The following is a 20,691-nucleotide window of genomic DNA, read 5'->3' as shown; positions in this document are numbered from 1 at the left end:
TGTTTTCGCCATGCGAATCACCAAGTTCGGACATGCCTGCGTACGCCTGGAGCACGGCGGCACCACCGTCGTCGTCGACCCCGGGGTGTTCACCGATCCGGCCGCCCTCGCGGGGGCGGACGCCGTCCTGATCACCCATGAGCACGTGGACCACTTCGAGGAGGCCCGGCTGCGCGCCGCGCTGGAGGCCGACCCGGCGCTGCGGGTGTGGACCAACAGCGCGGTGGCCGCGCAGCTGGACGGTGCGGCGCAGCGGGTGACGGTGGTCGGCGAGGGCGACGCCTTCCAGGTCGGCGGGATCGACGTCTCGGTGCACGGCGAGTGGCACGCGGTGATCCACCCGGACATCCCGCTGGTGAAGAACATCGGCTTCCTCTTCGACGGCCGGCTCTTCCACCCCGGCGACGCGCTCACCGTGCCGCCGCACACCGTGGAGACGCTGCTGCTGCCGATCGCCGCGCCGTGGACCAAGATCTCCGAGCTGATCGACTACGTCCGGGAGGCGGGCCCGCGGCAGGCGCTCCCGATCCATGACGCGGTGCTCAGCCCGGTGGGCCTGGCGCTGCACACCCGGCTGGTGGGGCCCGGCGGCCCGGGGACGGGCGCGGAGCTGCGGACCCTGGGGGAGGGCGAGAGCCTCGATCTGGCCTGACGCCGTTGTGGGCGGGCCGACGTCGCCGTGGGCGGCCTGACGCCGCTTCGCCCGCGCCGGTAGCCTGGCGCCATGCTGAAGATCGGACTGACGGGTGGCATCGGCGCGGGCAAGAGCGAGGTGTCGCGGCTGCTCGCCGCCCATGGCGCGGTGATCGTGGACTCCGATGTGATCGCCCGCGAGGTGGTCGCCCCCGGCACGCCGGGCCTGGCGGCCGTGGTCGGCGAGTTCGGCCCGGAGATCCTGCGGCCGGACGGCTCGCTGGACCGCCCCGCGCTGGGCGCCGTGGTCTTCGCCGACCCGGAGCGGCTCAAGGCGCTGAACGCCATCGTCCACCCGCTGGTCCGGGCCCGCTCCGCCGAACTGGAGGAGGCCGCCGCGCCGGACGCGGTGGTGGTGCACGACGTCCCGCTGCTCGCCGAGAACGGTCTCGCCCCGCTGTACGACCTGGTGATCGTGGTCGACGCCGAGGACGACGTCCGGGTCGACCGGCTGGTCCGCCTGCGGGGCATGGCCGAGGAGGAGGCCCGGGCCCGGATGGCCGCCCAGGCCACCCGGGCCGGCCGGCTCGCCGTCGCGGACGTGGTGATCGACAACAGCGGCCCGCTGGACGCCCTGGCTCCCCGGGTCGCCGAGGTCTGGGACGGGCTGAAGACGCGTCGGGCCTGATCCGGCCGGACTCCTCCGCGGCGGGGACTGCGGACGGACGGTCACGGCACTTTCGCGCCACCCGCGGTGGCGCACTGTCCGCCTCCGCGATCACTCCGGCCAGTCGGAGCGCTCGATCACCTCGACGAAGTCGGTCCGTTTGAAACCGGGGCTGAACCGGGCCAGCACATCGGCCTTGACGTTGCCGAAGGTGGTCTCCGGCTTGGGCACGATGCCCTCGTGGAAGGCGCGCAGGATGCCGCGCTTGAAGTCCGGCCGGGGGTGGGCGGCGACGACCGCGTCCCGGGCGCCGGCGTCGATGTCGTGGTAGCCGATGCCGAGCACGTCCAGCTCGACACCGGCGGTGGTGAGGGCGATCTCGGGCTCCAGGTACTCCGGGATCCCGGGCGTGGTGTGCAGGGCGATGGCCTCCCAGACGAGGCGGACCCGTCGCTCGTCCACCCCGTGCCCGCGCAGGAAGGCGGCCGCCGCCTCGGCGCCGTCGACCTCGAACCGCCGCCCGGAGGCGCGGTGTTCGGGCCCGAGGCCGAGGTCGTGGAACATCGCGGCGAGGTAGAGCAGTTCGGGGTCGAAGGTGAGGCCGCGCCGCTGCCCCTGGAGGGCGCCGAAGAGGTGGACCCGGCGCGAGTGGTGGTACAGCAGTTCGGTGGTGGCATCGCGGACGAGTTCGGTGGCCTCGGTGGCGAGCTTGCTGTCGGGGATCTTCACCCCGGCGATCTCGGTGGTCATGCGGGTCTCTCCTCGGTTCTTCGGCTCGTTTCGGGTTTCCGGTTTTCCTGCTTTTCCGGTCAGACGCCGACGCCGGTTCCGTGCTCGACGCCGGTTCCGTGCTCGACGGCGGACGCGTGCTCGACGGTGGACGCGTGCTCGACCGCGGCTGCGGCGAGCGCGCGGATCGCGGGGTGGGCGCGGGTGCCGTCCCCGGCGAGTTCGGGCTGGAACAGCGAGGCCAGGAAGAACGGGTGGCCGGGCAGTTCGAGCACCCGCACCTCGCCGGTGCCGTCCACACCGCTGAACCGCAGCCCGCGCCCGCGCAGTCGCGCCAGGTAGTCGGCGTTCAGTCCGTACGCGCAGTGGTACCGCTCCAGGGTGCGGGTGGTTTCGAAGACCCGCTCGGCGAATGAGCCGGGAGTGATCTCCACCGCGCCCTCGTGCCCGACCAGCGAACAGGTGAGCGGCACGATCAGCAGCTCGTCCCGCTCGGGGTGCGACTCGCCGTGTGCGGCGCCGCCGATCCCGCAGACGTCGCGCGCGTACTCCAGCACCGCGTGCTGGAAGCCCGCACAGGTGCCGAGGAACGGGATGCCGCGCTCCCGGGCGGTCCGGACGGCGGCCAGGGCACCCGCCTCGCTGCGGTACGGGCTGCCGGGGAGCAGCCAGATGGCGTCGAAGCCGTCGAGCGCGGTGGGCGTTCCGGCGTCCTCGGTGGGGATCCAGTAGGCGTCCAGGACGAGCTGGTCGTGCTCGGCGAGCGCGTCGAGCAGGCCGGGGACGCGGGCGTGCGAGCGGACGGCGGGGGAGCGGTCGCCGACCAGGGCGATGCGGGGGGTCAGGTAGGCCATGCGGCTATCCTCACTCCCGGGCCGACATCAGTGCCAACGATGATTCCTTACTCTCTGATCAGAGGATCTGATAGCCATGGATCCGCATCTGCTGCGCACCTTCGTCACCGTGACCCGTCTCGGCTCGTTCTCCGAGGCGGCCCGGGAGCTGGGCTACACCCAGTCCGCGGTTTCCCAGCAGATCGCCGTGCTGGAGGCCGACCTCGGGGTCGCCCTGCTGAACCGCCGCCCGGTCGGCCCCACCAAGGCGGGCGGGCGGCTGCTGGAGCACGCCGGTCCGCTGCTGGTGCGGCTGGACGCGGCGCGCGCCGATGTCGCACGCCTGGCGGGTGCTCCGAGCGCCCGGCTGGTGCTCGGCACCACCCCGCTCGCGATGGGCGCCGCCCTGGGGAGCGCACTCGCCGAAGTGCGCCGGGTGTACCCGCGGGTGGACCTCGTGGTCCGGGTGCTGTCCCAGGGCGCGCTGCCCGCCCAGGCGGCCACCGGCGAGGTGGACCTCGCCCTGATCGACGGCCTGGCCGCGCCCAGCGACCCCCTGCCGCTCCCGGACGTCGGCCCGCTCGCCACGGTGGCGGTCGCCGAGCAGCCGCTCGCCGTCGCGCTCCCCACCGGCCACCCGCTGGCCGGCCGCCCCGGGCTCGCCCTCGCCGACCTCTCCTCCGCCCGCTGGCTCGACGCCCCGGACCTCGCGCCCGCCGCCGCCCGCCTGCGCGCCGCCACCGGCATCGACGGCTTCCGCCCCGCCACCCGCTACCAGGGCACCGACCTGCGCGGCCTGCTCACCCTGGTCGCCGCCGGCCACGGCCTCGCCGTCCTCCCCGTCTCCGCCCTGGACGCCGCCCCCGGCATCACCGCCGTCCCGGTCCGCAGCCCCCGTCTGGTCCACCGCACGGAACTCGTCCACGGCAGCCTCCCCGAGGGCCCGGCCGCCCTGCTGGCCCGACTGCTGGACGGGGACCGGGTGTGAGCCCCCGCACTGGGTTGTGGGCAAACTGATTGACCGTCAAATATCTTGACCAGCAAAGTCGCTGATCGCTGCGTCGGTGCTCGCCGGGCGCGCGGAAGCAGCCCGGCGGCGGCGGTAGAGTGGGGGTCCTCGGGGCCCCTGTGGGATGCCCGGGTCCTTGCTCGGTCGGACGGTCGAGCCGGTCGCCAGTACCCCGGTCCTGGCGGTCGGCCCGGCCGTTCGCCGGTCGGAGTCATGTACACCGCCGACATAGCAAGGGGGACCACCGTGGCAGATCGCGCGGAACGCGAGGACCAGCAGCCCGAAGGCGAAGAGAGCCGGAAGGCGCCGGACCCCGGGGCCGGGCAGAAGCCGGGTGGACCGAAATCTGCCAGGCCCGCGTGGGTCAGGTGGGGGCGGCGAGCCCTGGGGGTCGGCATCGGCCTCTACAAGGTCCACAAGGCCTGGCGAGCCGTCGAGAGCGTGTTCGGACTCGATGATCCTTCCTCGACCGATGAGCGCTCGCCCGTCGCGGAGTTCTTCGACGAGCTCTGACCCGCCTGCGGGCTGCGGGGCGTTCGGCCGGTCTGCCAGCCGGCCCTGGCGTCGCGGCAGTTCGAAGGTCGACCAACTCCGAGATCATGTAAGCGCCTTGACCGGATGTAAGTGATCTCCCTACCGGAGTCGCCCCTCAGGAGGAGGGGCGACTCCTTTCTCTCCTGCCGTCGGGGCGAACGGCTCGGGCGGTGCTCAGGGCGGCTGCTGGGAGAACCGGTCGCGGGCCTCCGTCAGCGCGGCCAGGCTCTCCTGTCTGGTCCTGGCCTGCATGAGAAGCCGGACGTGGATCTCCCGGTAGAAGTCCGGCCGTGTCGTTCGGGCCGTGAGATCCCGATAGGGGCCCGGTACCGGATCCGACTCCATGATGTACTCCGCCGAGTCGGGCTGTTCCAGATAGAACATCTCCGCCAGTTCGGCCTCTCGGAACCCCAGGTGCGTGAGTGAGGCCAGTGAGGGGGCGACGGCACTGTCGAGAGAGATGATCCGGATACTCGTACCCGGTGTGTCGAACGTGTCGATCAGCCGTTGCAGTTGCGAGGCCATCACCTCGGCGTTTCCGACCCGACGGTGCAGCACGCTCTCGTCCAGCAGGAATACCGACTCTGTGGGGCTTGTCGAGAATCGCTTCTGGCGCTCCATGCGCAACTCGACCAGGCGGTTGGCCCTGGTCCGGCCTGCTTTGCCGGGATTCTGTGCCAGGACGGCCTTTGCGTAGTCCTCGGTCTGCAACAGACCCGGCACCACGCGTGCCTCGTAGGTCCACAGCTCGGATGCCACGGTCTCCAGTGACATGAGTCGGGTCAGCCAGCCCGGTGTCACGTCGAGATAGTCGTGCCACCAGGCGGGCTGGTTCGCCTGCGCGGTGAGCGATTCCAGCTCCGCGGCCTCCTCGGGAGGGAGCCGGTAGAACGTGGCAAGCCTGTGGACATCGCTCAGCTGCGGGCGGCTCTGGCCGCGTTCCAAGCGGCTCAGTTTGGAAACGGACATACCGGCAGCGTCGGCGGCCGCTTTCAGATCGAGGTTCAGACGGAGTCTGCGCAGGCGTGCGCCCAGGAGCATCGCCGCCACTGTGGGGTTCGTGGCCCCGGCTTCCGCTGCCGGCCCGTGAGGAAGGGTCGGAACGGTCGTGGAGTGGTGGGTCGGCCCCGTTGCCGTGCCGGGGCCTCCCGCCGGAGCGGTCGTCGCCGTGCCGGGGCCTCCCGCCGGAGCGGTCGTCTTCTCCTGAAAGCGCTTCAACTCCTCCTCGGCGGCGTGTAGCTGATGCCTGAGCTCGGCTATCCGGGCCTGGAGGGCGTCCACGGTTTCATCGGCGTTGCTCTCGGGCGCGCCGATCGACTCGGCAAGGTCGGCCTCCCACAGTCGCCGAAGGGCCTTCAGGTCATCGGCGCTTGCGTCAAGCGCCCTGGCCATCACGTCAACTACGCGCCAGGGTGGTGATCCTCTACCCCTCAGGACGCGGCTCAGGGTGGAGGCGCTGATGCCGGTGTCTGTGGCGAGCTTGCGGAGGGGTGGCTGCCCGGCGGCCTCGCGAAGCGCGAGCAGGAGTGCCGTAAGGGTCTCGTGTCGGACAGGGGCTTGCTGCTCCGAAGCGGGGTCGCCGAGTGTGATGCCATCCGGGTGGTGATCGCGAAGCGCGGGATCGTGGCAACCGGGGCAGCGGCTCCCCTTCCGGTCGGCGGGCCTCCGCGTGCCGAACCGGCTTCCACAGCCCTCGCAGGTGTCCGACACGGCTGCGATGAGGCCGTGCAGGCCTGATTCGATCCGGAGTTCGAGATTGAGCTCGCGACGACGCTCCGCCCATGCCCGGCGGTCACCGTTCCATGCGGTGACAAGGACTGCCAGCACTTCCCGGGACGGCGTTCTGGTCCCGCTGAGTGCGGCGTAGATCGTCGAGACGGGGATGCCGGTGGCCTGATGAGTCTCGGCCACCGTGAGGTGCGCGGCCTCTCTCAGGGCCCGCAGCTCGCTCGCGAACTCTGCGAGAGGGCCCGAGGTTTCGTTGAGTGAGTGGGGGCGGCCCATGCGCTTCTCCTTGCTCGACAGGCGGGTGCCATCGCCTCTGTTCTCGGATTGTCTCGCTTCGGTGAAACAGTCATCTATGATGTAACGGACGGTTGATGACGAACCCTCAGGCGATATGGCCGGAGGCATGCCTTGCCCCTGATCGGCCCTGGGTGTGGCCTCGGCTGTCTTCGTGGGCCGTGCGCGATGCCTGCCGTGCGGGAGGAGCTGGTGATGAGGAGAACCGAGCAGGAGACGACCTTGTGCACCCCTCCCTGCGAGTCGACTGCCGTCGACGGCGGCGGTCTTTCCCAAGCGTCCAGATGTGCGAGACGCTCAGCGGGACTGCCATCCCACTGAGCGTCACGGCAGCCCGAGAGCGTGCCAACTCGCGGGTCGTCCAAGCGCCTTGACCGGATGCGGACGAACCCACCTACCGGATTCACCCTCCGAGAGCAGAGGGCCGGCCCTCTCCCGAGGGCTTCCGGAGCGGTGATCAAGTCTTACCATCCGCCCTCCTGACCAGCGCCTTTGCGGCGGGGCGGTCAGTAGGGGACGTGATGGGGGACCATTACAACCAGGTTGTGCTTGATGATTCTAGCAAGGCCTCAACTCCCAGCACTGAAGCGGAGTCGATCTACACGGCCGCACGGGTTCGGCCTTCGCGGGTCAAGGGCGGCTGGGTGCTGTTGCAGGGGTGAGCCTCCAACTGCCCTGCCCCGCCCCGTCCGTGCTGTTGGAGGGCCGTCGACGGGCCGGAGCGCCGGTGTGCTTCGGTGCTGTCGCGGATGACGTCATCCGCGGGTACCGGGTTGAGTACCCGGTGCGCGCCGGGAGCGGCTGTCAGGGGGTGGTCCTGCCGTGCGCTCAGGCCGTCTCTCCGGCCACTCCGCTGCGGCCGGCCGGGACCCCTTCGACGGTCACCATGGTCTGTGCCCGGACGCCGTCGCCCAGTACCCCGGCGACGGCGTCCGTGATGGCGGTGACCAGCCTGGTGGGCGCGTCCGGGACGTGGGTGAGGTGGTAGGCGGCCTCGCGCATGGCGAGGGTGACCAGCGGGGCGTCGTCGTTGGTGGGGGTGCCGCCGATGCCCCGACGGTGTTGCGGGACGCCGATCAGCTCTACGGCGACCAGGGGGCGGACCTCCTCGCCGTAGACGGAGGTGACGGCGGCGGTCAGGGCGCCGATGAGCTTCGGTTCGACGGTTCCGTCGAGGGTTTCCTCGCGGAGGTGCAGGCTGAGGTGCGGCATGGCGGAGCTCCGTTCGGGTCGGTTCGTACCATGGGTGCGCGTTCGCTTTGCATGTAAAACATCTTTGCTTTCAAAGGTAAGTGGACGGGAGTGCGTGATGTCAACGCCGAAGGCGCGGGAAACCGGGGGCAGTTGGCCCGGCGGCGGTGGGGCCGACGACGCGGTCAGGGCGTTGCTGCTGCTCATGCCCCGGATGGTCGGCCGGGTGAAGAGGATCCCCGTTCCCGAGGCGCTGCGGTCGTTCCCGCTGGCGCCACGACACCTGTCGCTGCTGTCGTACCTGCTGTTCGACGGGCCGATGACCGTCAACGAGCTGGCCGCCCGGCTGGAGGTCGCGCCGACGACGGTGAGCCTGATGGTCAGCGAGCTGAGCCGGATGGGCGTTCTGGAGCGGCGTGAGGACGAGGCCGACCGACGTCGTCGAATCGTCGGCATCGCCCCCGGGCATCGGCCCGCCATCGCCGGCTGGCTGGCCCCGGGGGCGGCCGCCTGGCGGAAGGCGCTGGAGCCGCTGACGCCGGAGCAGCGGCGGATGTTCGTGGAGACACTGCTCGCGTACGAGGCCGCAGTCGCCGAAGGGGGCGACCGCGACTGAGCCCGCGCGACGTTGGCCGGCGGAGCGGTGACCCGGTCGATCGAGGGCCACTTGCTCTGCAAGGGTGGAGAGCGTGGTCGGCCCGAACGTGTCGGCGAGCGCGGCCATGCGTCGGGGCCCGGCTGTTCGGGCCCTGACATTCCCCGCCGGGCAGCCGAACGTTCCTTTTCCCGTTGCAGGGCTGGGTTTTACCAGTTGTCGCGGATTCGCACAGGAGCGCGCCGAAGAGAGTGCGGAGCACTTTCCCGGCTTGCGTGGGAAACGGGTACTTCCGCCCGTTGCCGCGAAACGGACATCCGCTCTATTTCGGTGTTGACGCCATTTGTCGGTCTCGTCACTCTCGAAGAGTGCCGAGGACGAATCCGCGGGGGGACTGCCGCGGCCGGTCGGGCCTCGTGCTGACCTACCTGTGGAGGGAACTCGTGTCCAAGAGCCGTGCTGTTCTCGTGAGGTTCGGAACCGGGGCCGTGGCCCTGGCCGCCCTGCTGGTGCCGGTCGCCGGCGCCCCCGCCGCCTCGGCGGCCACGCCCGCCGACTCCTGCACCAACAACTGGACCATCAGCTCGGGCGAGGGCTACGCCAGCGGAAAGTGGTGCAACAACAACACCAAGGTCATCGGCACCGTGCACGACACCAAGGCGGACGGCCGCTGTCCCTACGTGCAGGGCAACCTCTCGAACCACGGCCACGTCGACAGCGGCTGGGCGGGCGGCAAGGGGAAGTCCCGTGCGTTCACCCTCTACGCGCCGTCGGGCACGCACTTCACCTCGCTCTCGATGAGGTACATCAACTGCTGAGAGCGGGCGCGTTCGGCTCTCCTCGTCCGGACGGCGGCGACCCGGCGCGGGGTGAGGCCTCTTCCACCTCGCCCCACGCCGGGTCGGGCCGATCATCTCACCCTCGGGCGGCCAGGGCATGTGGCAGCCCCGCGCCACCGTGGCGCGGGGCTGCGGAAAGCGGCCGATCAGAGGTGGTCGGGGAAGTCCCCGGCGCGGATGCCGGCGACGAAGGCCTGCCAACCGTCGGCGGTGAAGGCCAGCGCGGGCCCGGCGGGGTCCTTGCTGTCCCGGACGGGCACGGTGTTCGGGACGCCGTCGGCGACTTCGATGCAGTTTCCGCCTTCGCCGCCGCTGTAGGTGCTCTTGCGCCACTGAGTGATTCGGACGTCGTGCTCCAACATCTGCATTCCTCTGCGTCAACGCTCAGTCGATGGGGAACTCGCCGGCTCGCACGCCGGCGACGAAGGCCTGCCAGCCGTCGGTGGTGAAGGTCAGCGCGGGCCCGTGGGGGTCCTTGCTGTCCCGCACCGGGACTACTCCGGTGAAACCGTCGGCGATCTCGACGCAGTCGCCTTGGCCGTTGCTGTACGTGCTCTTGCGCCACCGGACGCCCTGGAAGCTCTGCTTCATTCCGTGTACTCCTTTGCGACTTTCCTCAACCATGAGATGGATTTCTCGGGTTGGACCGAAGATGCCATGAGGCGTAGGAACGCGTCCTCGTGGCGCTCAACCTCAGACTGCCGCTCCGTGTAGATACTGCTGGTCGTTGCTTCGGTGTAGGCCACGCTCCCCGGGATGTCGCTGAACGACAGCACGGAGAACGATGCGCCCATGGCCGCATGTGCTCCGGCCGAGAACGGGAGCACTTGGATCGTGATGTTGGGTCGTTCGTCCGCCATGGTCGCGAGATGGTTCAACTGCTCGCTCATGGCGGGAACGCCACCTACCGGTCGCCGTATGACGGCCTCGCCGATGATGGCCCAGAACTGAGGCGGGTCGGGGCGATCGAGGATGTGCTGACGCTCCATACGGAGTGCAACTCTTCGTTCCACTCCGTCAGCTGACTCGGTCGGATTCATCGCCCTGATGACATGCCGCGCGTACTTCTCGGTCTGAAGCAGTCCCGGGACCAACTCGCATTGATACGTGGCGATCTTCGCCGAGTCCGATTCGAAGCCCACATAGGCGCGGAACCACTCCGGCAGCGCATCGCCGTAGGCGTGCCACCAACCCTGCTGCCGGCTCTGCCGGGTCAGGCTGAGGAAGTGTTTCACCTCATCGGGTGAACTCACGCCGTAGTGAGTCAGCAGCTTCGCGGCGTCTCGTTCTTGTAGCGGGACTTGGCCGCTCTCGATGCGGCTCAGCTTCGAAGCGGACCAGCCGAGCGCAGCGGCCACATCCTTGGCGTTCAGCTCGCGCGATGCGCGCAACTTGCCAAGCTCGCCGCCGAGCCTACGCCGCAGCACGGTCGGACTGCCCACTCGTCACACTCCCTGGCTGGTTGGTTCCTTGCATAGTCTGCCACCTCCTCCTGGGGCTCAATCCTCTTTCTAGATCAAGCAATTGCCAGATGGAAGCAGTTGCATGCAATCACTGTTCAAGGGCATGCTACACGGAGTAGTCCGACGGTTCGCCTGAGTGATCAAGCGAACTGCCGACCGGGCATCCCTTTGCCTCGGCCGGGCTGCTGCTTGGCCTCACCACGCCTTCAACTCCCTGTACTTCGGAAGGTGGCTCCGCCATGCCTCAAACCCCCCACAAGCTCCCCACCCCCACCTCCACTCCCTCCGCCGCGAGCAGTAGCTGCTGGCTGCCCCGCAGCCGGCGTTCGCCCGAGGGGGCCCGTCGTCACCTGGAGAAGCTGCTCGCGGGCTTCCCCGGCGGTCAGCGCTTCGCCGAGGACGGGCTGTTGCTGGTCAGCGAGTTGGTGACCAACGCCGTCCTCCACGGCACGCCCGTCGACAACAAGATCTGGCTCGCGCTCGACGTGAACGACCTCCGCCTCCGCATCGAGGTGCACGACGCCCGAGGGGAGCGCGAACCGGTGATTCGCGCCGCAACCGGCGCGGACGACGAGTCGGGGCGCGGCCTGCTGCTGGTCAAGTCCCTCTCCCAGCGCTGGGGATGCTGCCCCCGCTTCCCCATCGGGAAGATCGTCTGGTGCGAGTGCGCTCCGCCGGCCGACCGCGCGGAGGCCGTCGCGTGAGGGACAACCGCCTGGTCACGGCCGAGATCACCGGCATCATGCCGCCGACGATCTACTTCCTCCTCCCCAAGGCGCTCTCCGCGCTCTGGTTCTCCCTCCAGTTCCGCTCTCTCGGCAGACCCCAGTGGGAGTGGTTCGAGCGCTACCTCACCGGCCCCAGCGCCGAACGCTTCGTCGTCGAGTACCTCAACCACACCGGCCCGCTGTCGCTGCCGGTGGTCCTCCCCGAGAGCGTTCACCACCTGCGCATCCGCTGGACCGCCCCGGAAGGTGACCGATGATCCGCGGCAGACCGTTCCGGCTGCTCCACGCCCCGGGCGACTGGTGGTTCCTCCACTGCTCCCGTGCCCCGGTGGCTCGCCTCCTCCGGGCCGAACGGCGCCGCCTCGAAGCCGAGTTCGCGCAGTGGCTCCCCGAAGCCTCGGCCCGCGTCCGCCAACGCGTCCTGAAGGCCGTCGCCGACGACCCCCGCTGACGCGGGAGGCCGCCGAGCCCCGACCAGTTGTGGCCGGCACACTCCCGTGCCGGCCCCCGAGCGCTGACGGCGAACGGCACGGGACGAGGTTCCACCCGAATGCGACCACCCCCGACGCGAACGGGCCCCGATCCCGGGACTGCTTTTCAGCCGAACTCCGAAGGCCACCCCTTCAGGCGTCGCGTATCCGCCCGCAAGGCCTGGCGCCCTGGCTAGCGTCCTCGCTGAGCACCGCGCCGAGCCGGGCTGCCGCAAGCACCAACCTCCCGACAGAAACAGGTAATCGGATGACTGCCATTGATGACTCACCGGCCCGCGATCCCGACGCGCTGCGCGCGGACATGGTCCGTGCACTCCGCGACCAGGACGGGATCAATTCCGAGCCTGTCGCTGCCGCCTTCGCGACGGTGCCCCGTCACCGGTTCGCGCCGGACGCGCCCGTGGAGGTCGCCTACGACCTGCACCGCACCGTGCCGGTCAAGAAGGACGAGAACGGCCTGGAGCTCAGCGTCATGTCCGCGGCCCACCTGCAAGCCGTGATGCTGGAGCAGGCCGGCATCGAACCCGGCATGAAGGTCCTGGAAATCGGCTCCGGCGGCGTCAACGCCGCCTATCTGCAGGAACTCGTCGGCAAGCAGGGCGAGGTCACCACCGTCGACATCGACCGCGACGTCATCGACCAGGCCCGGCGGTGCCTGGACGACGCGGGATACCCGCAGGTGCGGACGGTCCTGGCCGACGGTGAGAGCGGTGTGCCCGGCGGCGCCCCGTACGACCGGATCATGGTGACGGCAGCCGCGTGGGACATCCCCCCGTCGTGGATCCGTGGGCTGACGGCGGCCGGGCGCCTCGTCGTGCCCCTGACACTGTGCGGCACGACCCGCTCGATCGCCTTCGACCGCGACCCCGATGGCGACGGCCTGGTCAGCCGTTCGTACAGCCTGGCCCGGTTCGTGCCCATGCAGGGCGAAGGGGCAGCCGAGGAACGCAAGGCGATGCTGCGGGAGGGCGTGGCCTTGCAGACCGACGAGGTACGGGTGCCGCTCAACGGCCAGGCGCTGAACCGCGCACTGGATACGCCCAGGTTGGAGCGCTGGTCCGGAGCGGCGTACGACCTGCCCGACGAGCTGGAGCTGTACCTCACGCTCAACCTTTCCAGCCCGGCCCGCCTGCACGCTTCCAACGACGTGGTGGAGTGCGGCGTGGTGGAGGCGTCCGCGCTGTTCGGGGTGCCCGCCCTGGTGAGCGAGGACAGCATCGCCTACCGCACCCGCCGGGAGAACGAGGACACCGGCGGCTTCGAGAGCGGCGTGATCGCCCACGGGCCCGGGGCCGAAGCGCTCGCGGACGAGTACGTAGCGCTGCTGCGGCGTTGGGCCCACGACCACCGCCACCGGGGAGCCGCAACCTTCCGCTACCTGCCGGGCCCCGCGCCCACCCCCCTGCCCCAGAACGCCGTCCTGCGACGCCACGGCATCGTCACGGCGACCTGGCACTGAGACTCCCGGGCCCCGTCTCGGGGCCCGGTCACCCGCCTCCTCCGGTCCGAACGCCGCTGCCTCGAAGCCGAGTTCGCGCAGTGGCTCCCCGAAGCCTCGGCCCGCGTCCGCCAGCGCGTCCTGGAGGCCGTCGCCGCCCGCGCCGCCGTCTCCCGCATCGTCGACGGCCGTGGCCACCCTCGACCCCGTCCGCCGGCGGGCCGCCGGATGGACCTAGCGGGCCCTCGGGCGGCCCTGACGGCCGAAAGTGCGGGCCTGGTCTCATATGCTGAAGCGCGGGCCGGTCTTGCCGGTGAACGGGAAGAGCGGATAGCCCTCCAGGCACGCGCTGTCCGGCGGGAAGTACGGCCAGTCCATGCCGATCCGGTACACCAGGGTCAGCAGGACGGCGGCGGCGAAGGGCGCGAGCCACCTGGTGGCCCGCCCGCCCGGGAGGGGCCGCCTCCGCAGGGCGAGTTGGAGGAGAAACAGCAGCAGGGTCATGCAGAGCCAGACCGCAGGCATCGTCATCATCTGCAGCCCGATGTTGTTGCTGAAGTTGTTTCCGAGCGGGCAGCCCGCCCACGACCTGACGGTCCACACCGTGCCGACGCACACACCGACGCCCGAGAGGGCGGGAGCCAGCAGGTACCACCCGCACCCCGGCGCGGAGGAAGCCGACGCGCCCCGTGCCTGTGACTCCCGCATCCCCTTGCCTCCCCGCCGACAACCACCGAGCCGCTGCGCCGTTGCGCCACCGAGCCGCTGCGCCAGAAGTCGGACCGGCCGACTTCTGGCGCTGCCACCGAGCTCACCTTCAGCCGTGTCGACCGAAGAAACGATCACTTCGGTTCCCGAGATTGCGCCACGGTCGCGTGACCGGTCGAGAGGCCGGCCGGGTGGGCACCCGGGTCGCGGCCCTGCTCAGGCGGCCTGGGCCCTGTCCTATGCTGGCCCGGTGAGTAGCGAACCGGTTCCGCCCGAGGGCACCGCCGTCGAGCTGATGCGGGCCATGACGCGGTTGCGGGCACGGCTGCGCACCGAGGCCCCGATCGACGACCTGCCGTGGAACTGGTCCCACCTGACCACCCTGCACCGGATCGTGCAGAACGGTCCGATGACCGCGAGCGAGCTCGCCCAGGCCGAGCACGTCCGGCGGCAGTCGATGGCGGAGACGCTGGCCGCGCTCCGCGACGGCGGGCTGGTCGCCACCGCCAAGGACCCGAACGACGGGCGCAAGTCCCTGGTCAGCGCGACCCGTGCCGGGCAGGAGCTGTGCGAGCGGATCCCGGCGGCGCGGGAGGCCTGGCTGTCCGGCGCGATCGGCTCCATGCTCCGGGCCGAGGAGCGCAGGACGCTCCAGCGGGCTGCGGAGATCATGAACCGGCTGGCGGACTCCGAACGCTAAACCGGCTCAGCGGCCGTGCTCAGTGCGGCGAGTTCCGCGGTGGCGACGACCTCGGCCTGGCGCGGGAAGACCTTCTCGGTGAGCACCCGGTGCACCTCCGGGTCGGGGTCGGCGGTGGCGTCGGCCAGCACGAAGAGGCGGTAGTCCTCGTCGGCCGCCTGCCGAAGGGTCGACAGCACCACGCCACTGGTGGAGAGCCCGGCGAGCACCAGGGTGTCCACGCCCCGCGCGCCCAGCTCGGCGCGCAGATCGGTGTCGCCGGCGAACGCGCTGAACCGGATCTTGCGCACGGCCAGGTCCTGCTCCCGGATCTCCAGGGACGGGTGCACCGCCGTCGTGGAGGTGCCGTCAGTGAGGGATCCGGCCGCGGCGACCTGGGCGAAGGTCTTGTTGCGGGCGGGCACGGCAGCGGCGTCCTCCTCGGTGAGCGCGACGCGTACGAAGACGACCTGCACACCGTGGGTGCGGGCCCAGGCCAGCGCCTCGCCCGCGCGGGCGAGCACACCCTCCGGGTCGGGGACGGCGCCCAGCACGAGGGGCTGGAAGTCCATCAGCAACAACGCGGTACGGGCCGGGTCCATTGCCGCGGCGGTGTTCGCGGCGGCGGTCATGTCGGTGGTCATCTCGGTGGACCTGCTTTCTCTTGGCGCTGCGGGATTCGGGCCCTGGCCGGTGCGGAGTCAATCCGCCTGCTGCCGGTCGGCCCGGGCCAGCCGACGGTCGCACACGGTCAGGACGAGGACGAGGACGGCGATCAGTACCAGCACCCACGCGATGTGGTGCAGCCCGCTGTCGTCCACGCCGCGGTGGAAGGCGGTGCCGGTGATCGCGGCCGAGGCGATGGACCCGACGTAGCCGAAGGTGCGGAGCAGTCCGGAGGCGGTGCCGACCGTGGCGGCGGGGGCCTCCTGGTAGAGGACGGTCTGGTTGGCGACCGACCCGGCGCCGGAGGTCAGGCCGAACACCGCGCTCGCGGCGACGACCGCGGCCATCGGGGTGCCGCCGTCCACGAAGAGCACGGCCCCCGCCCCGACGAGCAGCAGCACCGCGCAGGCGATCAGCGGCAACCGCACCCTCGCCCGCCGCGACACCACCCGGGCGGTCAGCGCGGACAGCACGCCCATCGGCAGCAGGACCAGCCCGGCCTGGTAGGCGGACAGTCCGCGGGCGGCCTCCAGCCACTGGGTGAGTCCGTACAGGATCACGTACGTGCCCAGCAGCGTCAGGCCGTTGCGCACATAGGTGCGGGTCAGGGCGCCGTTGGCGGCGAGCAGGCGGACGTCGAGGAACGGGTGGCGGGCGCGCAGCTCCCACCCGGTGAGTGCCGCGGCGAGAAGGAGGGTGGCGGCGAGCGCCGGCCAGTCCGGGCGCGGCAGGGCGGAGAGGAGGACCACCAGGGCGGTGAGCACGCCGCCGAAGCCCACCATGCCGAGCAGGTCGAGGCGGGTGGCCAGGGCGCGCACCGATCCGGTACGCACGGGAGCGGGGTCCGGCGCGATCCCGGCCAGCGCCAGGACGAGGGCCACCGCCGCGAACGGGATGTTGATCCAGAAGGCGGTCTGCCAGCCGAACGACCCGACCAGTAACCCGCCGATGGCGGGGCCGACGGCGACGGTGGCGGATCCGGTGACCGCCAGGCCGCCGAGCACCCCGCGCGGGGGGCCGTCCTGGCCGGCGCCCTGTGCGCGGCGGCTGATCAGCAGCATCGCGGACGGGTAGCCCGCCGAGGTGCCCGCGCCGATCAGCACCCGGGCGCCGATCAGCGCCGGCAGCGAGTGGGCTAGCGACCCGACGACCCCGGCCGCGAGCACCAGCACGATGCCCGCGAGGAATACCCGGCGGGGCCCGAACACCTCGGCGAGACGCCCGGCGGCGGGCTGGGCCAGCGCACTGGTGAGGTAGAGGCAGGAGATCAGGATCGCGGTGTCCCCGACGGGGATGTGCAGGGCCGCGGCAAGCGGGACCAGCGCCGTCGCGATGATCGAGCTGTTGACCGGATTGAGCGCGGCCCCCAGGTACAGCGGCGCCACGAAGCGCCTGCCGAAGGGATCGCCCACGGCCGGACCGCCCCCGACCGCTCGCTGCGGAACACTGGTGTCACCGGCGACAGACACGACACGACTCCGTCCTCCGGGACCTCCGCGACAGGCGGGCCCACCGTGGAGATCCCGGCGGAAGTAGGCAGGCCACCTGACAAAGATTAGCAGGTAGCCTGCCTACTTGTGGAGTGGTGACCCCGTGGAGGACGCCGGGGCCGTGCCTCCGGAGCGGGCGGCCTAGCTGCCGGGGGCCGACCAGGTGCCGAGGGCGATTTCGGCGGTGATGCCGGGGCCGAAGCCGGCGAGCAGGCCGCGGTGGCCTTCGAAGGCGGACTGTTCGTCGAACATGCGGGACAGGGCGTCGAGGACGACGGCGCTGGCGATGTTGCCGTACTCGGTGAGCGTGGCGCGGCTGAAGCGGAACGCCTCGCGCGGCACGTCGAGGAAGCGGCTGAGGTCGTCCAGGATCCGGGGGCCGCCCGCGTGGACGATGTAGAAGTCGAGCTTGCCGACGTTCCAGTGGTGTTCCTCCGCGAGGGCGCGCAGGGCCGGGCTGAGGTCCTCCATCGTGCCCGGTACCCGCTTGTCGAGCAGGAAGTGGAAGCCGGTGGAGCGGACGGCGTAGGAGATCCAGTCCTCGGTATTGGGGATGAGGTAGGAGCCGTTGCGTTCCAGACGGACCCCGTGGCCGCCGGTGCCCTTGACCACGGCGGCGGCGATTCCGTCCCCGAACAGGCCGTTGGACAGGAGTGAGCCCACGCCGAGGTCGGTGGGCTGGTAGCACAGCGAGCAGAACTCGCAGGCCACGATCAGCACATTGTCGTCGGGGTGGGCGGTGCAGTAGTCGTGGGCGCGGTTGATCGCCGCACCGCCTGCCGCGCAGCCGAGTTGGGCGATGGGTATCTGGCGGGTCTGCGGGCGGAAGCCCATCTTGTTGATGAGCCAGGCCGTCAGGGCGGGCATCATGAAGCCCGTGCAGGACACATAAATAATCAAGTCGATCTGCGTCGGCTCGAGTTGAGCGGTCTCCAGGGCGCGGGAGACCACGGCGGGCACGCGGGCCTTGGACTGGGCTTCGTAGACGGTGCTGCGCTCGTCGAGTCCGGGGTGGCGCAGGACCGTCTCGATGGGCTGGATCAGGTGCCGCTTCTGTACACCGGTGTGCTCGATCAGGCGCAGGGCCAGGTCGAGTTGGGGGTGGCCGCGGTGGATCCTGCGGGCGAGTTCGAGGGTTTCCTCGTTGGTGATGACGTATTCGGGGACGGCGATCGCCGGTTTGCACAGAACTGCCATGAGATGTCCTCCTGGCGGACGATTGTCCCGGCGCGGCCCTGACCGCTTCCGGTGTCCACCGATGGGCGGAAGCCGCTGCGGAGGTACGCTGCGCGGCCGCGCCTGTGCGTGGTGGACCTCGCGTGAGCCGAGGGGCGGAGGGCCGGCCGTCCGGAGGGCCGCGTTCCCGTCGTACGGGCCGTCTGTGCCGCGGTGGGGCCGGTCCTGGGCACCTTAGTCAATCTACGGGAGACGGCTCGCGGACGCATGCCGGGCGGCATGCGTCCGCGAGTTCGGCGCGCACCCCCGGGCGCGGTGCGCCCGGGGGTGCGGCCGTCACCAGACGACGGGGAGGGCGAGGGGGTACCGCCAGATCGAGGTGGTGTTCCACTGCACCTCGTCGGCGGGCTTCGCCAGCGCGAGGCGGGGGAAGCGCTCCAGGAGCGTTCCGATGGCGACCTCCAGTTCGGCGGTCGCGAGCGGGGCACCGAGGCAGTGGTGGGCGCCCCAGCCGAAGGTCATGTGGGGCGGGCTGGTGCGTTCGAAGTCCAGCTCGTCGGGCCGGTCGAACTTGCGGCCGTCGCGGTTGGCGGTCAGGTAGGAGACGTGCACGATGTCGCCCGCCCGGATGGTCACCCCGCCCAGCTCGACGTCCTCCAGGGCCGTTCGGGGGATGCCGACGCCCTTGCGGAAGGGGATGAAGCGCAGCAGCTCCTGGAGGGCCTGCGGGAGCATCTCGGGCCGCTCGCGCAGCAGGGCGAGCTCGTCGGGCCGGGTGAGGAGGGCGTAGGCGAGGTTGCCGATCTCGTAGGTCGTGGTGTCCTGGCCGGTGATCAGCAGAACCATGGCCATGACGGTCAGTTCCTTGTCGTCCAGGACCATGTCGCCGTCCCGGGCCGTGGCCAGCGCGCTGATCAGGTCCTCGCCGGGGTCGCGGCGCCGCCGCGCGGTCAGTTCGGCGAAGTAGGCGCGCAGGTCGGACTTGGCCCGTACCGCGTCGGGGCGGTTCTGGGCCGTGACGTTCATCATCGTCCGGGCGTGGGCGCGCAGTTGCGGGCTGTCGGCCTCGGGGATCTCCAGGACCTCGCAGATCGTGATCAGCGGCAGCGGGTGGGCGAGGTGCTCCATGAGGTCGGCCGGGTGGCCCTGTTGAGCCATCCGGTCCAGCAGCCCGTCCACCACGTGCTGGGTGCGGGCGCGCATCCGCTCGATGCGTTCGGGCTGGAACGCCTTGGACACCAGGCTTCGCAGCCGGCTGCTGTCCGGCGGGTCCATGACGTTGATCGCCTCGGCCTGGACGATCGGCTCGGGGGTCATCCGGGGGAAGTCCTTGCCGATGACGCCGGCGCGGCTGAAACGCCGGTCGGTGGTCACGGTGCGAACGTCGTCGTAGCCGGTGACCAGCCACGCCTCCCCTTCGCCGTAGGGCAGTCGGATTCGGGAGACTGACTCCTGTGTCTGGAGCTCCCTGAGGGTCGGGTCGAACTCGAGGGCGTCGGCGAAGTCGAAGGGGCACGTGCGCGCGTTGGAGCCGGTGGTCATGCGGATCTCCAGGACATGGTTCGGAGGGCCGGATTATGTGGGGGGTGGGGCTGGGGGGTGAACGGGACACGGGTACCCGACCGGCGGCCCGCGTATACCGGATGAGGCCCGCAGCGGCCGGTAATTCATCCGTGCTGATCAGTCGTGGCGGCCGGGCCCGGCGTGTCGCCCGTGTCGGCGTGTCGCCCGTGTCGCGTGGCGCCGGGGCGGGGGCACCCTGGGGCGCCCCCGCCCCGTCCGGGGAGCGGAGCCCTTTCAGAACAGCCGTGCGCCGCAGGCTGTCACCACGCTCACCGACCGTGACCGGTCGCGGTTCCGTGCCCGCGTCGGGTCACTCACCAGTAGTGGTGGCGGCCTCCCACCGCGTGCCCCACGGAACCGAGAATCCACAGGGCCAGCCCGATGACGGCCAGGATGATTCCGATCGTCCACAGGATGGAGATGTGGGCGACGAAGCCAATGATGAGCAGAATCACTCCGAGAATAATCACGGTGACCTCCAGATTCGGTAAGGCCCCCTCCGCTTAACTCTGCTTCCCACTGGTCGCACTGGCAAACGAATCGCCGACGATCACTGACCGTGGTCGTGTCGGCCGCTACCCGGTGTCGACGGGTGCCGGGGTGCCCGGCAGCCGGTGGAGATGAGGCGGGAGCCCTTCCGGCACCCGCCCGTTACAGTGCCGGGATGAGTGATGAACCGGTGATACTCCGCCCTCTCTCCGAGGCCGATCTGGTGACCGTCGAACAACTCCTGCTCGACCCGGAGGCGGTGGGGCCGCTCCAGTGGTTCGGGTGGTCGGACCCGGGCCGAAGCCGGCGGCGGTGGGCGGAGAACGGCCTGTTGGGGGAGGACATTTCAGTGCTCGCGGTGGTCGTCGCGGGGGAGCTGTGCGGCTTCGTCCAGTGGCGCCGGGCGGGGCTCGTGCCCGCGTCCTCGTACTGGGTCATCGGCATCCAGCTGCTCCCGCGGGCCCGCGGCCGGGGGATCGGCACCGAGGCCCAACGCCTCCTGGCGGACTACCTGTTCGCGCATTCGCCGGTGGTCCGGCTGGAGGCGGACACCGAGGTCGTCAACCTCGCCGAGCGGCGCGCGCTGGAGAAGTGCGGCTTCACCGAGGAGGGCGTGCTGCGCAGCCTGGTGTTCCGCGACGGGCAGTGGCGCGACATCGTCCGCTACAGCCTGCTGCGTTCGGACCGTGCCGAGCGCTGACCCCACGGTCGTTACGCAGCCGATGGGTGGCCGTGACACGACCGGCCG

General features: G+C 70.8%; 25 protein-coding genes. 12 read left to right on the top strand and 13 right to left on the bottom strand.

Annotated elements, in window-relative coordinates; all coding sequences use genetic code 11:
• The first annotated feature begins 10 nt into the window (after positions 1-10).
• Positions 11-652 carry an MBL fold metallo-hydrolase gene (locus AB0P06_RS20780; RefSeq protein ID WP_363609324.1) on the top strand — a complete coding sequence of 214 codons (642 nt, stop codon included), beginning with the start codon at positions 11-13 and terminating at the stop codon, positions 650-652.
• 72 nt (positions 653-724) lie between these two features.
• Complete coding sequence (gene coaE / locus AB0P06_RS20775) at positions 725-1,321, top strand: dephospho-CoA kinase (protein WP_363609322.1); 597 nt, start codon at positions 725-727, stop codon at positions 1,319-1,321.
• Between the two features lie 90 nt (positions 1,322-1,411).
• Here the strand turns inward: coaE and AB0P06_RS20770 are convergent, their stop codons facing one another.
• Together AB0P06_RS20770 and AB0P06_RS20765 are read right to left on the bottom strand one after the other, a co-directional pair.
• Positions 1,412-2,050 (bottom strand): HD domain-containing protein, encoded by a 639-nt coding sequence (locus AB0P06_RS20770; protein ID WP_363609320.1) that lies wholly within the window; start codon positions 2,048-2,050, stop codon positions 1,412-1,414.
• Positions 2,051-2,109: 59 nt separating this feature from the next.
• The gene (locus AB0P06_RS20765; RefSeq protein WP_363609318.1) at positions 2,110-2,883 is read right to left on the bottom strand and encodes a hypothetical protein; all 774 of its coding nucleotides are present in this window, start codon (positions 2,881-2,883) and stop codon (positions 2,110-2,112) included.
• 76 nt (positions 2,884-2,959) lie between these two features.
• Between AB0P06_RS20765 and AB0P06_RS20760 the strand changes: the two genes are divergently transcribed.
• Together AB0P06_RS20760 and AB0P06_RS20755 are read left to right on the top strand one after the other, a co-directional pair.
• On the top strand, positions 2,960-3,850 hold the full coding sequence (locus tag AB0P06_RS20760) for a LysR family transcriptional regulator (protein ID WP_363609316.1): 891 nt from the start codon (positions 2,960-2,962) through the stop codon (positions 3,848-3,850).
• A 267-nt stretch (positions 3,851-4,117) separates the two neighbouring features.
• Entirely contained in the window at positions 4,118-4,384 is a 267-nt protein-coding gene (locus tag AB0P06_RS20755; RefSeq protein ID WP_363609314.1) for a hypothetical protein, read from the top strand.
• 195 nt (positions 4,385-4,579) lie between these two features.
• Here the strand turns inward: AB0P06_RS20755 and AB0P06_RS20750 are convergent, their stop codons facing one another.
• Together AB0P06_RS20750 and AB0P06_RS20745 are read right to left on the bottom strand one after the other, a co-directional pair.
• On the bottom strand, positions 4,580-6,409 hold the full coding sequence (locus AB0P06_RS20750; protein ID WP_363609312.1) for a Scr1 family TA system antitoxin-like transcriptional regulator: 1,830 nt from the start codon (positions 6,407-6,409) through the stop codon (positions 4,580-4,582).
• 846 nt (positions 6,410-7,255) lie between these two features.
• Positions 7,256-7,639 (bottom strand): hypothetical protein, encoded by a 384-nt coding sequence (locus AB0P06_RS20745; RefSeq protein ID WP_363609310.1) that lies wholly within the window; start codon positions 7,637-7,639, stop codon positions 7,256-7,258.
• A 97-nt stretch (positions 7,640-7,736) separates the two neighbouring features.
• On the opposite strand from AB0P06_RS20745, the gene AB0P06_RS20740 reads away from it, so the two are divergent.
• Both AB0P06_RS20740 and AB0P06_RS20735 read left to right on the top strand, forming a co-directional pair.
• Positions 7,737-8,234, top strand: a complete 498-nt coding sequence (locus AB0P06_RS20740) for a MarR family winged helix-turn-helix transcriptional regulator (RefSeq protein WP_363609308.1) — start codon at positions 7,737-7,739, stop codon at positions 8,232-8,234.
• 446 nt (positions 8,235-8,680) lie between these two features.
• Positions 8,681-9,031 carry a hypothetical protein gene (locus AB0P06_RS20735; RefSeq protein ID WP_363609306.1) on the top strand — a complete coding sequence of 117 codons (351 nt, stop codon included), beginning with the start codon at positions 8,681-8,683 and terminating at the stop codon, positions 9,029-9,031.
• Positions 9,032-9,198: 167 nt separating this feature from the next.
• On the opposite strand, the gene AB0P06_RS20730 is transcribed toward AB0P06_RS20735, so the two are convergent.
• The 3 genes from AB0P06_RS20730 to AB0P06_RS20720 are packed head-to-tail and all read right to left on the bottom strand — an operon-like array spanning position 9,199 to position 10,494.
• Entirely contained in the window at positions 9,199-9,414 is a 216-nt protein-coding gene (locus tag AB0P06_RS20730; RefSeq protein WP_363609304.1) for a DUF397 domain-containing protein, read from the bottom strand.
• A 22-nt stretch (positions 9,415-9,436) separates the two neighbouring features.
• Positions 9,437-9,643: a DUF397 domain-containing protein gene (locus AB0P06_RS20725; RefSeq protein WP_363609302.1), complete on the bottom strand. Its 207-nt coding sequence runs from the start codon at positions 9,641-9,643 to the stop codon at positions 9,437-9,439.
• Positions 9,640-10,494 carry a helix-turn-helix transcriptional regulator gene (locus tag AB0P06_RS20720; protein WP_363609300.1) on the bottom strand — a complete coding sequence of 285 codons (855 nt, stop codon included), beginning with the start codon at positions 10,492-10,494 and terminating at the stop codon, positions 9,640-9,642. Before AB0P06_RS20720 ends, AB0P06_RS20725 begins: the two co-directional genes overlap by 4 nt.
• A 260-nt stretch (positions 10,495-10,754) precedes the next feature.
• On the opposite strand from AB0P06_RS20720, the gene AB0P06_RS20715 reads away from it, so the two are divergent.
• The 4 genes from AB0P06_RS20715 (at position 10,755) to fxlM (ending at position 13,193) form a co-directional block, all read left to right on the top strand.
• Entirely contained in the window at positions 10,755-11,219 is a 465-nt protein-coding gene (locus AB0P06_RS20715) for an ATP-binding protein (protein WP_363609298.1), read from the top strand.
• Positions 11,216-11,500, top strand: a complete 285-nt coding sequence (locus AB0P06_RS20710; protein WP_363609296.1) for a hypothetical protein — start codon at positions 11,216-11,218, stop codon at positions 11,498-11,500. The genes AB0P06_RS20715 and AB0P06_RS20710 overlap by 4 nt, the downstream gene beginning before the upstream one ends.
• Positions 11,497-11,694, top strand: a complete 198-nt coding sequence (locus tag AB0P06_RS20705; protein WP_363609294.1) for a hypothetical protein — start codon at positions 11,497-11,499, stop codon at positions 11,692-11,694. Before AB0P06_RS20710 ends, AB0P06_RS20705 begins: the two co-directional genes overlap by 4 nt.
• Positions 11,695-11,981: 287 nt before the next feature.
• Complete coding sequence (gene fxlM / locus AB0P06_RS20700; RefSeq protein ID WP_363609292.1) at positions 11,982-13,193, top strand: methyltransferase, FxLD system; 1,212 nt, start codon at positions 11,982-11,984, stop codon at positions 13,191-13,193.
• 261 nt (positions 13,194-13,454) lie between these two features.
• On the opposite strand, the gene AB0P06_RS20695 is transcribed toward fxlM, so the two are convergent.
• Positions 13,455-13,880 carry a hypothetical protein gene (locus tag AB0P06_RS20695; protein WP_363609290.1) on the bottom strand — a complete coding sequence of 142 codons (426 nt, stop codon included), beginning with the start codon at positions 13,878-13,880 and terminating at the stop codon, positions 13,455-13,457.
• A 250-nt stretch (positions 13,881-14,130) separates the two neighbouring features.
• Here AB0P06_RS20695 and AB0P06_RS20690 point away from each other — a divergent pair, with 250 nt between their 5' ends.
• Positions 14,131-14,580, top strand: a complete 450-nt coding sequence (locus AB0P06_RS20690; protein WP_363609288.1) for a MarR family transcriptional regulator — start codon at positions 14,131-14,133, stop codon at positions 14,578-14,580.
• Here the strand turns inward: AB0P06_RS20690 and AB0P06_RS20685 are convergent.
• From AB0P06_RS20685 to AB0P06_RS20665, 5 genes are all read right to left on the bottom strand, one after another.
• Positions 14,577-15,203, bottom strand: a complete 627-nt coding sequence (locus tag AB0P06_RS20685; protein WP_363609286.1) for a cysteine hydrolase — start codon at positions 15,201-15,203, stop codon at positions 14,577-14,579. The genes AB0P06_RS20690 and AB0P06_RS20685 overlap by 4 nt on opposite strands.
• Positions 15,204-15,260: 57 nt before the next feature.
• Positions 15,261-16,637, bottom strand: a complete 1,377-nt coding sequence (locus AB0P06_RS20680; RefSeq protein ID WP_363609284.1) for an MFS transporter — start codon at positions 16,635-16,637, stop codon at positions 15,261-15,263.
• A gap of 219 nt (positions 16,638-16,856) precedes the next feature.
• Positions 16,857-17,912 carry a type III polyketide synthase gene (locus tag AB0P06_RS20675; protein WP_363609282.1) on the bottom strand — a complete coding sequence of 352 codons (1,056 nt, stop codon included), beginning with the start codon at positions 17,910-17,912 and terminating at the stop codon, positions 16,857-16,859.
• 315 nt (positions 17,913-18,227) lie between these two features.
• Positions 18,228-19,433: a cytochrome P450 gene (locus tag AB0P06_RS20670; protein ID WP_363609280.1), complete on the bottom strand. Its 1,206-nt coding sequence runs from the start codon at positions 19,431-19,433 to the stop codon at positions 18,228-18,230.
• Positions 19,434-19,768: 335 nt separating this feature from the next.
• Positions 19,769-19,924: a DUF6131 family protein gene (locus tag AB0P06_RS20665; protein ID WP_363609278.1), complete on the bottom strand. Its 156-nt coding sequence runs from the start codon at positions 19,922-19,924 to the stop codon at positions 19,769-19,771.
• A gap of 194 nt (positions 19,925-20,118) precedes the next feature.
• Between AB0P06_RS20665 and AB0P06_RS20660 the strand changes: the two genes are divergently transcribed.
• Entirely contained in the window at positions 20,119-20,643 is a 525-nt protein-coding gene (locus tag AB0P06_RS20660; RefSeq protein ID WP_363609276.1) for a GNAT family protein, read from the top strand.
• Positions 20,644-20,691: the final 48 nt, after the last annotated feature.

Origin of the sequence: Kitasatospora sp. NPDC088351 (assembly GCF_040685575.1) — a bacterium.
Lineage (GTDB): Bacteria > Actinomycetota > Actinomycetes > Streptomycetales > Streptomycetaceae > Kitasatospora.
The sequence above is the reverse complement of the archived record's forward strand: the minus strand, read 5'-3'. Positions and strand labels throughout refer to the sequence as shown.